Source organism: Pseudoalteromonas sp. TAB23 (assembly GCF_000498075.1).
Taxonomy (GTDB): Bacteria; Pseudomonadota; Gammaproteobacteria; order Enterobacterales; family Alteromonadaceae; genus Pseudoalteromonas; species Pseudoalteromonas arctica.
Genome location: NZ_AUTP01000298.1, coordinates 16560 through 30855, shown reverse-complemented (window position 1 = coordinate 30855; position 14296 = coordinate 16560). Strand labels below are relative to the sequence as shown.

General features: G+C 39.9%; 10 protein-coding genes. 4 read left to right on the top strand and 6 right to left on the bottom strand.

Features of this window, described 5'->3' with window-relative positions:
* Nucleotides 1–95 precede the first annotated feature (95 nt).
* Complete coding sequence (locus L654_RS0118705) at nt 96–1421, top strand: IS4 family transposase (RefSeq protein WP_024607224.1); 1326 nt, start codon at nt 96–98, stop codon at nt 1419–1421.
* A gap of 56 nt (nt 1422–1477) precedes the next feature.
* On the opposite strand, the gene L654_RS0118700 is transcribed toward L654_RS0118705, so the two are convergent.
* The gene (locus L654_RS0118700) at nt 1478–4060 is read right to left on the bottom strand and encodes a TonB-dependent receptor (RefSeq protein ID WP_024608752.1); all 2583 of its coding nucleotides are present in this window, start codon (nt 4058–4060) and stop codon (nt 1478–1480) included.
* Nucleotides 4061–4565: 505 nt separating this feature from the next.
* Nucleotides 4566–4880, bottom strand: a complete 315-nt coding sequence (locus L654_RS0118695; protein ID WP_024608751.1) for a DUF962 domain-containing protein — start codon at nt 4878–4880, stop codon at nt 4566–4568.
* A gap of 164 nt (nt 4881–5044) precedes the next feature.
* Between L654_RS0118695 and L654_RS0118690 the strand changes: the two genes are divergently transcribed.
* The gene (locus L654_RS0118690) at nt 5045–7201 is read left to right on the top strand and encodes a prolyl oligopeptidase family serine peptidase (RefSeq protein ID WP_024608750.1); all 2157 of its coding nucleotides are present in this window, start codon (nt 5045–5047) and stop codon (nt 7199–7201) included.
* A gap of 83 nt (nt 7202–7284) precedes the next feature.
* Here the strand turns inward: L654_RS0118690 and L654_RS0118685 are convergent, their stop codons facing one another.
* Nucleotides 7285–8577 (bottom strand): anti-phage deoxyguanosine triphosphatase, encoded by a 1293-nt coding sequence (locus tag L654_RS0118685; RefSeq protein ID WP_024608749.1) that lies wholly within the window; start codon nt 8575–8577, stop codon nt 7285–7287.
* A gap of 247 nt (nt 8578–8824) precedes the next feature.
* On the opposite strand from L654_RS0118685, the gene L654_RS0118680 reads away from it, so the two are divergent.
* Both L654_RS0118680 and L654_RS0118675 read left to right on the top strand, forming a co-directional pair.
* Nucleotides 8825–9631, top strand: coding sequence for a glucosaminidase domain-containing protein (locus L654_RS0118680; protein WP_024608748.1), 807 nt, complete (start codon nt 8825–8827; stop codon nt 9629–9631).
* Complete coding sequence (locus tag L654_RS0118675; protein WP_024608747.1) at nt 9624–10292, top strand: DUF2987 domain-containing protein; 669 nt, start codon at nt 9624–9626, stop codon at nt 10290–10292. Before L654_RS0118680 ends, L654_RS0118675 begins: the two co-directional genes overlap by 8 nt.
* 64 nt (nt 10293–10356) lie before the next feature.
* Here the strand turns inward: L654_RS0118675 and L654_RS0118670 are convergent, their stop codons facing one another.
* The 3 genes from L654_RS0118670 to L654_RS0118660 all read right to left on the bottom strand — a co-directional run bounded on the left by L654_RS0118670 (nt 10357) and on the right by L654_RS0118660 (nt 14121).
* Nucleotides 10357–11361, bottom strand: a complete 1005-nt coding sequence (locus L654_RS0118670) for a LacI family DNA-binding transcriptional regulator (protein ID WP_024608746.1) — start codon at nt 11359–11361, stop codon at nt 10357–10359.
* Between the two features lie 62 nt (nt 11362–11423).
* On the bottom strand, nt 11424–12746 hold the full coding sequence (locus L654_RS0118665; RefSeq protein ID WP_024590902.1) for an MFS transporter: 1323 nt from the start codon (nt 12744–12746) through the stop codon (nt 11424–11426).
* A 46-nt stretch (nt 12747–12792) separates the two neighbouring features.
* Complete coding sequence (locus tag L654_RS0118660; protein WP_024608745.1) at nt 12793–14121, bottom strand: GH1 family beta-glucosidase; 1329 nt, start codon at nt 14119–14121, stop codon at nt 12793–12795.
* Between the last annotated feature and the right edge of the window lie 175 nt (nt 14122–14296).

The following is a 14296-nucleotide window of genomic DNA, read 5'->3' as shown; positions in this document are numbered from 1 at the left end:
TTAATGCCGATCAGTTAAGAAATATTTAACGATCCATTGACCGATCTTCTGGTTAGTTTATAAAGGCTTCTGAATTTATTCAGGAGCCTTTTATTTTGCAACTCACTACCGCACTTTCTCTAGCCAATAGCTACGCACCCAATTCAGAAGGCTTAGGTCAACTGAGTGATTTTTTATGCCCTGAGTTTATCAAACAATGCGCAGAAACCGCAGGTGTCGCGACGATAAGGAAAAGAAGGCTTCCTGTTGAGATGGCCGTTTGGACAGTCATTTGTATGTCGTTTTATCGTGAAGACCCACTGTGGAGTATTGTCAGTAAATTAGGGCTCGCTTTACCAGGTAAAAAAGAACTCGTTGCGCCCAGCGCGGTTGTACAGGCTAGGCAGCGGCTTGGGGCTGATGCCGTTAAACAGGTTTTTGAGCAAAGTCAGCAAATGTGGAATGCTGATGCGAACCATCCCACATGGTGCGGGCTATCACTACTGGGTGTTGATGGTGTCATTTGGCGCACACCGGATACTGCTGAAAATCAACATGCATTCTCCATGTGGAAAAATCAGTATGGTGACACGGCCTTCCCTCAGGTTCGCATGGTGTGTTTGATGGAGTTAACTAGTCATTTATTAATGGGGAGCGCCTTTGATAGTTGTCGTACAAGTGAAATGGTGTTGGCTGAAGACTTAATCGAGGCAACACCCGATAACTCACTGACGTTATTTGATAGAGGCTTCTATTCTCTAGGCTTACTCAATCGTTGGCATCATGCTGGGGTAAATAGGCATTGGCTTCAACCGATGAGAAAAGGCACGCAATATGAAATTGTTCGCTCTCTAGGTCGTCAAGACAAACTCATCAAGCTAAAAGCAACAGCACAAGCGAGAAAAAAGTTCGACGATTTACCAGAGAGCATTGAAGTTAGGCTAGTCACAAAAACGGTTAAGGGGAAAGAGGTGAATATACTCACTTCATTAACAGACCCAATGCGTTTCCCTAAGGCTGAAATTGTTGACCTCTATAGTGATCGGTGGGAAATTGAACTTGGTTATCGAGAAATGAAACAAACCTTACTGAATAGTCACTTTACGCTACGCAGCAAGAAACCTGAGATGATAGCGCAAGAATTATGGGGCGTAATGTTGAGCTATAACTTGCTCCGATACCAGATGGTGAAAATGGCGCAGAAAAAATCTGGAATATATGCAAAACACCTGAGTTTTACGACGTGTGCTATTAGTATTATTAACCTTATTCATACAATGTTTATAGAAAATGCAGGACGGATACCTAAATCAATAGAGCAATTACAAGCTCAAGTTGAACATCACATATTGCCGATAAAACGGGAGCGGGCGTATCCGAGGTGTGTGAAACCAAAACCCAGTAAATACCCCAATAAAAAAAGCCAGTCAGCTGTTAACTGACTGGCATTAACCTAATCGGTGGCTTTTGTGTGTTTGGTTACTTTAAGCTGTGCTTATTAGAACTTCATTTCTATTTTACCGTACACGTAGCGTCCGTTAAATCCATACGGCGAGAAGCTAGAGTAAGCAAATAAACGTGAGAAGGTGGTTACATCGTCAACATTTTCACGGGTTGCATCTGGGTAAACATCAAAAATGTTATTAGCACCTAAGCTCAGCGATACGTTTTCGCTAAGCGAGTAGGCTACATCTAAGTCGGTTATCCATTTAGGCTTAAGCACTTCGTTACGTTCTGGGATATCTGAAGGGTCTTGAGTTTCACCGTAACGCGTTGTTCTAAGCGTTGTACGTATGTCGTCGTTTGTCCATGTTGCGCTTAAGTTGTACTTATTACGCGGCGTGCTTACTTCAAAACGACGCAGCTCAGTGCCTGAGAACAAGTTGTCTTGATCAAACCCTGCACCTTGAAGCTCTGCTGGTGGGTCGATAATATTTGTTACTTCATTTTTGCCGTAGTTATAACCTAGGTTAAAGGCTAAATCGCCGTAACCATCAGTTGCTACATTATATGAGGCAACCACATCAACACCACGGGTTTTGCTGTCAATTGCATTTAAGAAGAAACGACCTTGGTTAGCGCCTGTGCCTTGGAGTAAATCGGCAATAGCATCGCCCGATAAGTTGTTTGATAGCACAATGCGGTCATCAATTAATATTTGGTAGTAATCAACCGATAAGCTGAAATTAAAGTCGGTAGACCATGTAAAACCAACGCCGTAGTTTGTTGCTTCTTCTGCATCAAGGCCAGGTGAGCCCAGTGCTTTTGCTACATCGCTGCTTGGTGCGAACGTACCTGTTTCGGTTGGTTCGCCATCAACAAATACAGTGGCCACTGAGGTAAAGTATTGCTGCTGCAAAGAAGGTGCTCTAAAACCAGTAGATACAGAGGCGCGTAATGCTAGGTCTTCAGTTAATGAATAACGAGTTGCAATTTTACCGTTAAGTGTATCGCCAAAGTCTGAGTAATCTTCATAACGGGCGGCAACCGCTAAATTCCAATCGTCGGTTAGGTAGGTTTCAAGGTCTATATATAAGCTCACGTTGTGGCGGCTGTTATCGCCCTCTGATTCGGGTGTAAACCCCGGGAATACTTGTGCCCCCGCTGCGCCAAATGGGCCATCAACTGGGTCGGTTACTGCGCCGCCTGGGCCAAATTTACCTTGTGCATATGATGCTTCTTCGCCTGCATCTATTTGGTATCCTTCGCGGCGATACTCAGCACCTACAGCTACGTTTACAGAGCTTTCTAAAAAGCTGACGTCTACCTCGCGGCTAAAGTCAACGTTTAAAGTAAGTTGATCGTAGGTAAGTGTTCCTGCATCAAAGCTTGTTTGGCTAGTAGGGCCATATGAGGTATTTAAGCTATTGGTAACACCAAACTCAAATGCATCTTGACCATATACGGCCGATACATCGTAATTCCATTCACTTACAAAACCTTTAGCGCCAAGTGCTAGTGAAAAGTCATCTATATCTGAGGTAATAACAGGTAAAAAGCCATCAGGGTATACTTCTTCTATATTACGGCTATCGCTTGCACGGCGATAAAACCCGCCGCCTTCGCCTTCACGTTTGCTGTAAGAGCCAAACGAATATAAATCAACTTCGTTTGTTAACTGGTAACCTGCGTTATAAAACATTGAAAAATCTTCAACATCGCCATTACCAAAGTTATGGTTGTAACGATTTACAGTCAGTTCACGTGGGTCAAGCGCGCCATCTACTGATCCGTCATCTATGCGTGCATAGTTTTCACGGTTATCGTAGTCTGAGCGGTTAGTTGAATGGCGGTCGCGGTATTCTGTTGAGATGTTTAAAAAGCCATTATCGCCAAGCTCAAAACCCATATTACCTTGCAGCGTTAATGTTTGACCATCGGTTAAAGAGCGATCGCCTCCTTCGGTGAAGGCTAAATTACCATCACTGCCTTCAGATACAGACTCAAGTTGTGGTACACCGTCCATTTCGGTTACGTTAGCACCATATATAGCCGCAACTGAACCACCGCTGCTGGCACTTTTAAGTACAATATTAATAACACCAGCTATCGCATCAGAGCCATATTGCGCTGCTGCACCATCGCGTAATACTTCAATACGGGCAATAGCATTTGCAGGTATCGCATTTAAGTCAACCGATGATGAACCACGACCCGTTGAGCCATTTAAGTTAAGTAATGCGTTGCTGTGGCGGCGCTTACCATTAACAAGCACTAAGGTGTGATCGGGTGCTAAGCCACGAAGCTGAGCGGGACGTACATGGTCGCTGCCATCAGTAAGTGATGCTTGTGGGAAGTTAAAGCTGGGTAATAAACTGCTAAGCAGGGCATTCGTTTCAGTAAAGCCTGAATTTTTAAGTGCATCTGCACCAATTATGTCGATGGGTACTGCGCTGTCTTCTACTGTACGGCCTAATCGGCGAGAGCCAATTACGCTTATTTGTTCGATGTTTTCTTCTGCTTTAGTGTCTTGCTCTGCAGCATTTACGCAGAGCGAACCAAGTAGTGCAGCAGACGCGCTCATTGCGAGTAATATTTGTGGTACCGACTGCTGTAATTTAAATAACGGTTTTCTATTCATGCTGTATTTCCCCATACCCATTGAATTATTTTAGTTTTGTACAAAAAGATTAAACCTCTTTGTTACCTTGAACATATACTTAATTAACAAAGTCAGTCAATTGAATAACATTCAATTAATTTAAGGGTTTTTATAATTACATTTGGTTGTTTTTTATAATGATCATTGTTTTAGTTATATAGCGAAGGTAAATGCTAAGTAATTGATGGATAATGAATTATATTTAAAAGTTAAATTTAACGTTTAATTAACTGGTAAGATGAGGTTGTAGGTTTAACTAATCATGAGTAGGAAGCCGTTTTTATTGGGCTGGCAATAAATAGCTGTTGATCTATAAATATTTTTAAAAATGTAAAATAAAAGTACACCCATTAAATGTTAACTAAATTAACATTTAATGGGTGTACTATAAATTATGTACTACTTATTAGAACCTATACTTTAAAGCATGAAGCAATTTTGTTTTTATAAGTAATTGGTATAAAAAAGAATGCTAAAAATAGTGTTAAAATTTAATTTTTCCAACAAGCATATCTTTAAACATTACCCAATCTCCCCACAAACTGTAAAAAGGGTGTTTAAAAGTAGCTTGGCGGTTTTTTTCAAAAAAGAAATGCCCGACCCACGCAAACCCATATCCAATAACAGGTAATAGCCACAATAAACTGTAGTGTTGTTTTAATAATGCTATTGCGATTACAGCAAGAACGAGGGTGCTTCCTATAAAATGTAAGCGGCGGCAAATCACGTTGCGGTGCTCTTTTAAATAATAAGGGTAGAAGGCTTTAAAGCTTTTAAACGTGGGGTTTGTACTTTGCATAGTGTACTCTTTTATTGTTTTTTATTTTAATGAGGGTCGTGCTATTAAAGCGTAAGTTTACATTTGTTTACAGCGATAAATGGCGCTTAACGCATCTAAATAGACAAAAGGGCTAAAAGTTAATAACTTAGGCGCACTATTAATAAATAAGAATGGAACTCAGGATGTTTAAACACACTCTAGCATGTGCTGTAATTGTAGCGCTTAGCGGCTGTTCAGAGCCAACTAATACGGTAACTCAAGAAGAAGTAAAAGCACCTATGAAGCAAGTTAACGCAGTGATATACCCAGAAACAAAAAAAGGCGATATCGTAGATACCTACTTTGAAGAAGCCGTTAGCGACCCATATCGTTGGCTTGAAGATGACATGAGCAGCGAAACTGCCGATTGGGTTAAAACGCAAAACAATTTAACGTTTTCTTATTTAGAACAAATACCTTATCGCGATAAGTTAAAGCAGCGCCTTGAAAAACTAATGAACTACGAAAAAATAGGCGCTCCTTTTACTGAAGGCGATTACACCTATTTTTATAAAAACGATGGCCTGCAAAATCAATATGTTTTGTACCGCAGTAAAGATGGCGGCGACGTTGAAGTATTTTTAGATCCAAACAAGTTTAGTGAAGATGGTACGACGTCTATGTCGGGTTTATCGTTTTCAAAAGATGGCTCACTGCTCGCGTATCAAATATCTGAAGGCGGCAGCGATTGGCGTAAAATTATAGTTATTGATGCACATACTAAAGAGCAAGTTGAAGAAGCGCTTGTTGACGTTAAATTTAGTGGCATTGATTGGTTAGGCAACGAAGGTTTTTATTATTCAAGTTACGAGAAACCTAAAGGCAGTGAACTTTCGGCTAAAACAGATCAGCATAAAGCGTATTACCATAAGCTAGGTACCGCTCAGTCTGCTGACCGTGTTGTATTTGGTGAAACTGATGAGCAAAAACATCGCTATGTAGGCGCTGATGTAACCCATGACGGCCATTACTTACTTATTTCGGCAAGTACGTCTACTTCGGGCAATAAGCTGTTTATAAAAGATCTAACAAAAGAAAACAGTGAGTTTGTAACGGTTGTTGGAAATACTGATTCAGATACATCAGTTATTGATAACGAAGGCAGCAAGCTGTTTTTAGTTACTAACCTCAATGCACCAAACAAAAAAGTAGTGACGGTTGATGCAAGTAATCCAAGCCCAGAAAATTGGGTTGATTTAATTCCAGAAACCAAAAACGTACTAAACCTTACAAAAGGTGGCGATACCTTTTTTGCTAACTACATGGTTGATGCGATTTCGCAGGTAAAACAGTACAACAAAAAAGGCGAGCTAATTCGTGATATTAGCTTACCAGGCGTGGGTACTGCACGTGGTTTTGGCGGTAAAAAAGATCAAACAACGCTTTATTATTCATTCACTAACTACAAAACACCAGGTACTACTTATACGTTTGATGTAACTACGGGTGAATCGGGTGTTTATCGTAAGTCGGCTATTGATTTTAATAGTGATGATTACACGTCTGAGCAAGTGTTTTACACATCAAAAGACGGTACTAAAATACCGATGGTAATTACCTATAAAACAGGCATTAAGCTTGATGGTTCAAATCCTACTATTTTATACGGTTACGGTGGTTTTAATATTAGTTTAACGCCAAGCTTTAGCCCAGTTAATGCAGTATGGCTTGAGCAAGGTGGTGTGTACGCCGTTGCTAATATTCGCGGTGGTGGTGAGTACGGTAAAGACTGGCACAATGCCGGCACTAAATTGCAAAAGCAAAATGTGTTTGACGACTTTATTGCCGCAGCTGAGTATTTAAAAGATAAAAAGTACACGTCTAAAAAGCGTTTAGCACTTCGCGGTGGATCTAATGGTGGCTTGTTAGTTGGTGCAGTGATGACGCAGCGCCCAGACTTATTTCAGGTGGCTCTACCTGCTGTAGGCGTACTTGATATGCTGCGCTACCATACATTCACTGCGGGCGCTGGTTGGGCATACGACTACGGTACCAGTGAGCAAAGCAAAGAAATGTTTGAATACATTAAAGGCTATTCACCACTTCATAATGTAAAAGCAGGTGTTGAGTATCCAGCCACTATGATCACAACTGGCGATCATGATGACCGCGTTGTCCCTTCACATTCGTTTAAGTTTGCAGCTGAGCTTCAAGCAAAGCAAACAGGTAATAACCCAACGCTTATTCGCATAGAAACAAACGCAGGGCATGGTGCAGGTACTCCAACGAGTAAAACAATTGAGCAGTACGCTGATATATTTGGTTTTACGCTATATAACATGGGCGTAGAGTCGTTATAAAAGCGCTTTAACAAAATAGCTAACTTTAATAGCTGAGGAAAAAGGCCGAGTAAATTAAATTTACTCGGCCTTTTCAATGTTAGCTATTGCATAGGTGAAAATAATCGTTGATATGTTTTATAGGCGTACTCGTCGGTCATTCCGCTCAAATAATCGCAAATTATACGCATACCTTGGTTTTGTTTTTCGGCTTCTATGTATTGTGCTTGTGTAGTTTCTGGCAATAAACGCAGCGGATCGCTAGCAAACGCGGTAAATAACTCTATTAGTAAGTTTTGACCTTTAAACTCTATTTGCTGCATTTCGGGGTCGCGTATTAAACGTTGAAACACAAAATGCTTAAGTATTTGCAATACACTGTCGTATTGGGCATCTAATTTAGCGGTGTACTTTAAAATAGGGCATTCAAAGTCATCGTTTTGAATATCTAAATGTATATGAATAATAAAGGTATTAACCAGCTCACCTATGGCGTCCTTTCGCTCATAATCATTTTTTGAAAACAAACGCTTCGTGAGCGACTCAAGCATGGTGTTTAACCAGTCAAAGTTTAATGCTTTTAAATGAGGTAGAGCATGAGTTTGCCAATCGTCTAACGTAAGTACATGGGTTGCAATGGCATCTTCTAAGTCGTGTACGGCGTATGCTATATCGTCGGCATGCTCCATTATGGCACTGTCGAGCGATTTATACGTTGTTTTAGCGCGGTACTTATCAATAGCGGCATGGTTACTCAGCAACGTTTTATCGTTTTGACTCAGTGGTTCTACTATCCAATTGAATATGGCTGCATCGTCGTTGTATAACCCTTTGGCAGGTCGCCAATCATCTGCTTTTATAAATGCACGACCGGTTGTATCGTTGGGAATGGTATGCCATAGCGTGTTAATAAACGCGGGGTATTTTATAAAACCTAATAAAGTACGACGAGTTAGGTTCATACCGTGCCCATTACTGTAGGGCTCAAGTTTTGCAACTATGCGCAGTGTTTGTGCGTTACCTTCAAAACCACCGTGATCGCGCATCATGTAATTTAGCGCTATTTCACCACCATGACCAAAAGGCGGATGGCCAATATCGTGCGCCAAACACAGTGTTTCTAGCAGTCCGGTTGATGGAAAGTGCTTAAAGTCGCTATGTTGCGCTTTTAAATGGCGCAATATGCCAGTACCAATTTGCGATACTTCTAAAGAGTGGGTAAGGCGAGTGCGGTAAAAGTCGTTTAGGCCAATGCCCATAATTTGGGTTTTAGCTTGCAAACGCCTAAATGCAGCTGCATGAATAATACGCGAACGGTCGACCTGCCACGGCGAGCGATTATCGTTAGGACGATGTTTATATTGCTCTATTATTCGGCTTTGCCATTGTTTATTCATACTGCTTACTCACACATAGTTAATATTATTAAACTTTGCCCAGTATACCCATGGACTTATAAATTGCGAATGAACAAATGCACTACATAGGCTCTGTTTTATCTAAAATTCAAATACACTGCTGAAAATTCAACCGTAAAAGGTCATCAAACCCCAGTTATTCGCGTTTATAAAGTGGCTTAGGTATAATGCGCCTTCGTATGCTTGTGTATAAACCATGCATAACTAAGTTTAATAGAGAGAATAGATGTTAAAAACGATTTTTAAGCTTTTACTAACTGTATTTTTTGTTTGGGCGCTTGCATACCCGTTTATACAAAGTGACGATGTTGAACTAGATGAACAAACGTCAGAACAACCAAAAAAAGTGAAGAAAAAAGAAAAACCATTACATAATGTAAAACTGCCAAAGTTTTCAGAATTTAGTGATGTTAAAGAAAAAAAACATGCATTTTTTAGCTTTATTCGTCCGCACGTTGAAGCCGAAAATAAAAAAATATTACAGCAACGCGCTAAGCTTCAAATTGCACGATTAATGCTTGAGGATAACGAGCCACTGCAATCTAAGCAAAGCAAAGATATTATTAAAATTTTAGAGTCGTACGATTTACCAACAACGCTTGATACTTTAACGCTTAGTCTTGCACTGCGCCGTGTTGATATAATTCCTAAAGAATTAGCGCTTATGCAAGCTGCAAACGAATCTGCATGGGGCACATCACGTTTTGCACGTATTGGCCTTAACTTTTTTGGTCAGTGGTGTTACACAAAAGGTTGTGGCATGGTGCCAAAACGCCGTAATACCGGGGCTGCGCACGAAGTTGCTGCGTTTAAATCAGTAAGAGCTGCTATAAACTCTTACTTTAAAAACATAAATACGCATCCTGCTTATAAAGACTTGCGCGCAATACGTGAAAACTTACGTCTTGAGCAAAAAACAATTTTAGCGACTGAACTTACACATGGTTTAATGTCTTACTCTGAGCGCGGTGAAGCGTATATAGAAGAGTTAAACACGATGATTAGCCAAAATAGAGCCTACTTTGATGAATAAATACATTTTTAATTGTACCAACGCTATTGTGTTAGTACTGCTGAGCATTAGTGCATTTAATGTAAATGCGAGAGAATTTGTGATGTCGTATGACGGTTTTTACGACCGCTTAAAAGTTGTTAACAAAGGCGATTTTCAATATGCGCGAGTTAACTTTTACATTAGTGATATTGGTACTAATGAAACATGTGCGATTAAAAGCGGTACTATTTTAACCGAAAGAAACGAGTATCCACTTAACTTTACCGATAAAGCACAATTACTATTGCCGTTCGATAAGCAGCTTGATACCGATAAAGCGGTCATTGTAGTAGAGCCGCTCAATCCTGTACACGATTGCCAATTAAAGCTACAAATAGAAGCAAACGAACTTGAAGGTTTAGCGTTTTCAAAGCAGTCGTTATATACCATTAACGAAGAACTTGATGAGCTATTAACTGATTTGTCGGGCTTTTTTGTAAGTAAATTAATGTGGTTTTTATTACCCGAGCAAAAGGGCGTAGCAGTTACATTTAAAAGCCCAATGCAATTTGATGATGAAAATATAACGTGTGAAAAGTCAGTGTGTTATTTTGCAGTTGAAGATAGCTGGGAAGATGATACCGCGTCACTTGGCGATATATCGCAGGTTATTAAAGTAACGCCTTGGATTGTTAAGTAGCTCACATATAAAAAGCGGCATTTAGCCGCTTTTTTGTACCAAAATTAGTATTCGCTTTTAGTCTTTATTTAATAAGTGGTGCAGATGAATCGCGCTGCATTAAAGTAGGTTCAAAAAAGCGATTTATAACAAGGTTTTTATTTTGATATACGTCTTTAAGCACTAATTTAGCAGCCATTTCACCCATTTTCCCGACCGGATTATCTATGGTCGTGAGTGTAGGGTATAGGTAGTTTGCAAAAATAACGTTATCAAATCCAACAATCGATAAATCAATTGGTAAGTTATAACCGTGCTCTCGTGCATACTTCATGGCACCGGAGGCCATTTCGTCATTGGCGCATACCAGTGCAGTAAAGATAAGTTTTTCATCAATAAAATGTTTTAAGCCTTTACTACCGCCAGTTTCGTTAAAGTCGCCAATATAATAAAGCGTAGGATCAAATTTAACACCAGCCTCTGTAAGCGCTTGTTTATGACCTTCTAAGCGGTTAAAAGCATCGGCTTTAAACTGCGGGCCTGCAATATACGCTATTTGTGTATGGCCTTGATTTAATATCGATTTAGTGGCTAGGTAACCACCTAATTGATTATCTAGACTGATACAGTTGTCTTTTAGTTGCTCTACGTAACGGCTCATTAAATAAACGGGTGTAGAGCCTTGGCTTAGTTTTATTAGGTAGTCGTCTGAGACGGCTTCTACGTGCAAAATAATGGCATCGCAGCGTCTGCTAATTAAAAACTCAATGCCTTCTTGTTCTTTGTCTTCTTCACTGTGTCCGGTGGTAATAATAACGTGTTTACCCGCAGCACGAAGCTCTGACTCAATACCTGCCATCATTTGGGCAAAGAAAGGACCATGTAACTCAGACACTAAAATACCGACACTGTTAGTACAGTTAGAGGCTAAAGATTGCGCTATTGAATTAGGCTTGTAGCCAAGCTGCGCCATAGCATCAAGCACTTTTTGTTTAGTTTTATCGCTTACACGGGTATTTTTGTTCATCACGCGAGAAACGGTGGCTAACGATACTCCCGCAAGCTCTGAGACTTGATAAATTGTTGCCATGTTATTTGTTCACTCGCTTATCCTTAACTACTTCGGCTAAATAATACCTTAGAGTATATATCTTAACTAGCTGTTAGTTTAGATTGAATATTTTCAACAACCTGATTAGTCAGTGTATATTTTTTCATTATGTAGGCAACAAATAATGAGCCAAAAGCAGGTAGTACAGTGAATGACAGTAAAATACCGTGTTGGGTATCAAGAGTTTGTACTGCATCGGCCTGATAACTGTAAAAAGATAACAACCAGCCTGCAATTGCGCCGCCTACAGCCACGCCCATCTTAATAAAAAATATAACGCCTGAATAAACCAAACCCGTAATGCGTACACCTGTTTTTTCGTGCCCATAATCTATGGTGTCGGCCATTTTTGCCCACAACAACGGGGTTGCCATATCTAAAAAGAATTTCCATAAAATAAAGGCAGTAAATGCGAGTACTAATTGATCTTTACTAATAAAGTAACTAAAACCACAAATAGCGGCGGCAATAACTTGTAAGCTTATATAGGCCTTTATTTTACAAAAGCGCTTTGCAAGTGGTTGAGCTAAAGCACAACCTACCATGCTGGCTGCAACACCTAGCGTCATAAATAAAGTGATTAAATCGTCTCGACCTAAATAGTATTTTACGTAGTAAACAGCAAGCGTAAGCCTTAATACTTGCCCGGTAAGTAAAAAGAATGCAGCTAAGCAAAGTGTTCGCCATTGATCGTTTTTAATTAATGCTTTAACACTTTGTGCAAAAGGAATGTTTTGCTCTTTAGGCTGTTGTATACGCTCTTTTGTGCCTAAAAAACAAAGTAAAAACAGTACAAAGCCTAAAATACTCATTGCAGTCATTGTGTATTGATAACCCTTTGCTGCATCGCCTTGGCCAAAGTACTCAACCATTGGCATAGTACAACCCGCTACTATTACGCCGCCTAGCATACCAAATACAAACCGGTAAGACTGAATAGTCACGCGCTCTTTTACATCAGCAGTAAGTACGCCGCCCAATGCACAATAAGGAATATTAATAGCGGTGTAGACAACCATAAGCAGAGTGTAAGTAGTAAAGGCATAAATTATTTTATCGGTGCCTTCTAAATCGGGCGTAGTGAACGCTAAAATACTAATAATGGCAAAAGGGAGGGCAAGCCAAAGTAAGTAGGGGCGAAAGTGCCCCCAGCGCGTATGTGTTTTGTCAGCAAGGTTACCCATTAATGGATCGGTTACGGCATCAAAAATACGCACTGCTAAAAACATAGTACCTACAACAGCAGGCGATAAACCCACTACGTCTGTGTAGTACAGCATTAAAAACATCATAACTGTTTGAAAAATAATATTACTGGCGGTGTCGCCTAAGCCATACGCTATTTTTTCTTTTACACTGACCATGATTGTTTATCCCGCTTTATACTTGTTTTTAGTTGTGGGTATACTCTTATCTTTTAGAGATGAGTTCTTTATAAGCTAAGCCACTATTTTTAATGGTGCGTTGCTGCGTCTTATAATCTACATACACAATACCAAAACGTTTTAAATAACCTTCTGCCCATTCAAAGTTATCCATTAAGCTCCAAGCAAAGTAGCCATCTATAACAACACCTTGTTCAATCGCATTATGAACCGCATTTAAGTGATCATTATAGTAATTTAAACGATCTAAGTCGTTAACTTCACCATTATTATATGTATCGGGCATGGCTGCGCCATTTTCGGTTATATAAATAGGCGGTAGGGTGTATGTTTTATTTAGCGATACGAGCAGGTCGGTGAACGATTGCGGGTAAACTTCCCATCCCATATCAGTCAACGGGCCCGTTGGTGCAATGGGTTCATAAATGTCAGTAGGATGCGCCTTATAAACTTGGCGGGTATAAAAGTTGATGCCTAAGTAATCAATTGGCTGAGAAATTAATTCCATATCACCAGGGTGTATGTCTGGTAAATGATCGCTTGGTAATTGGTTTATTATATCGGGGTACTTACCATCCATTATTGGTTTCATGTACCACTGATTTAAGTAGTCATCAGCGTATTTGGCACTGTCTATGTCTTGTTGAGTATCTGTAAGTGGGTACGCGGGTGTAAAGTTAAGCACAATGCCGTTTTTAGTATTAGGCGATGTTTTATTTAGCACGCTCATGGCCAGACCATGAGCGAGTAATAAGTGATGAGCTGCTTTTTTACCATACTGCTTACCGACCAAGCCCGGGGCATGTATGCCAATTTCGTAACCCAAAAACGCGCTGCAAAAGGGTTCGTTTAATGTAGCGTAAGAATAAACTCGTGTTCCAAATGCGTTAGTAATTAGTTCTACGTATTGCTCAAATGCGTAAGCAGTTTTTCTGTTGAGCCAGCCGCCTTCATCTTCAAGGTGTTGCGGTAAATCCCAGTGGTACAAAGTAACAAAGGCTTTTATATTTTTTCGTTTTAGCTCATCTAAAATATCAGTATAAAACTTAACGCCTACAGGATTTAACTTTCCGTCTTGAGTCATCACGCGAGGCCATGAAATAGAAAGCCTGTAAGCATCAACACCTAGAGACTCTATTAAATCTATGTCTTGTTGCCAATTATTGTAATGATCGCAGGCAATATGACCATGTGAATTGTCAGCAATTTTACCTGCAGTACTACAAAAGGTATCCCAAATACACGGTAAGCGATGCTCATACCCGCCCTCTATCTGAAATGATGCTGTAGCTACACCATAAACAAAGTCTTTTGTTAATAGAGGTGAATTAAATGGTAATGATATTTTTGTCATTGGTTACAAACCTTTTTGAGAACTTAATTGCACGCTTAGCGCTTATTTTTACTGACTTTCAGCGGGTACAAAACATTATTAAAAATAAAAGTTGTTGAAATATGTAACATGTTCGTATTTAATTAGCCGTGAAAGCGCTTACATTTTTAGATTAATGTTAATTAATCTTCAGGTC

Bases quoted from the DNA above. Each gene is read 5' to 3' on its own strand.
- L654_RS0118675 (WP_024608747.1), top strand. From the start codon at position 9,624: ATGAATAAATACATTTTTAATTGTACCAACGCTATTGTGTTAGTACTG.
- L654_RS0118700 (WP_024608752.1), bottom strand. From the start codon at position 4,060: ATGAATAGAAAACCGTTATTTAAATTACAGCAGTCGGTACCACAAATA.
- L654_RS0118690 (WP_024608750.1), top strand. From the start codon at position 5,045: ATGTTTAAACACACTCTAGCATGTGCTGTAATTGTAGCGCTTAGCGGC.
- L654_RS0118670 (WP_024608746.1), bottom strand. From the start codon at position 11,361: ATGGCAACAATTTATCAAGTCTCAGAGCTTGCGGGAGTATCGTTAGCC.
- L654_RS0118665 (WP_024590902.1), bottom strand. From the start codon at position 12,746: ATGGTCAGTGTAAAAGAAAAAATAGCGTATGGCTTAGGCGACACCGCC.
- L654_RS0118695 (WP_024608751.1), bottom strand. From the start codon at position 4,880: ATGCAAAGTACAAACCCCACGTTTAAAAGCTTTAAAGCCTTCTACCCT.
- L654_RS0118660 (WP_024608745.1), bottom strand. From the start codon at position 14,121: ATGACAAAAATATCATTACCATTTAATTCACCTCTATTAACAAAAGAC.
- L654_RS0118685 (WP_024608749.1), bottom strand. From the start codon at position 8,577: ATGAATAAACAATGGCAAAGCCGAATAATAGAGCAATATAAACATCGT.
- L654_RS0118680 (WP_024608748.1), top strand. From the start codon at position 8,825: ATGTTAAAAACGATTTTTAAGCTTTTACTAACTGTATTTTTTGTTTGG.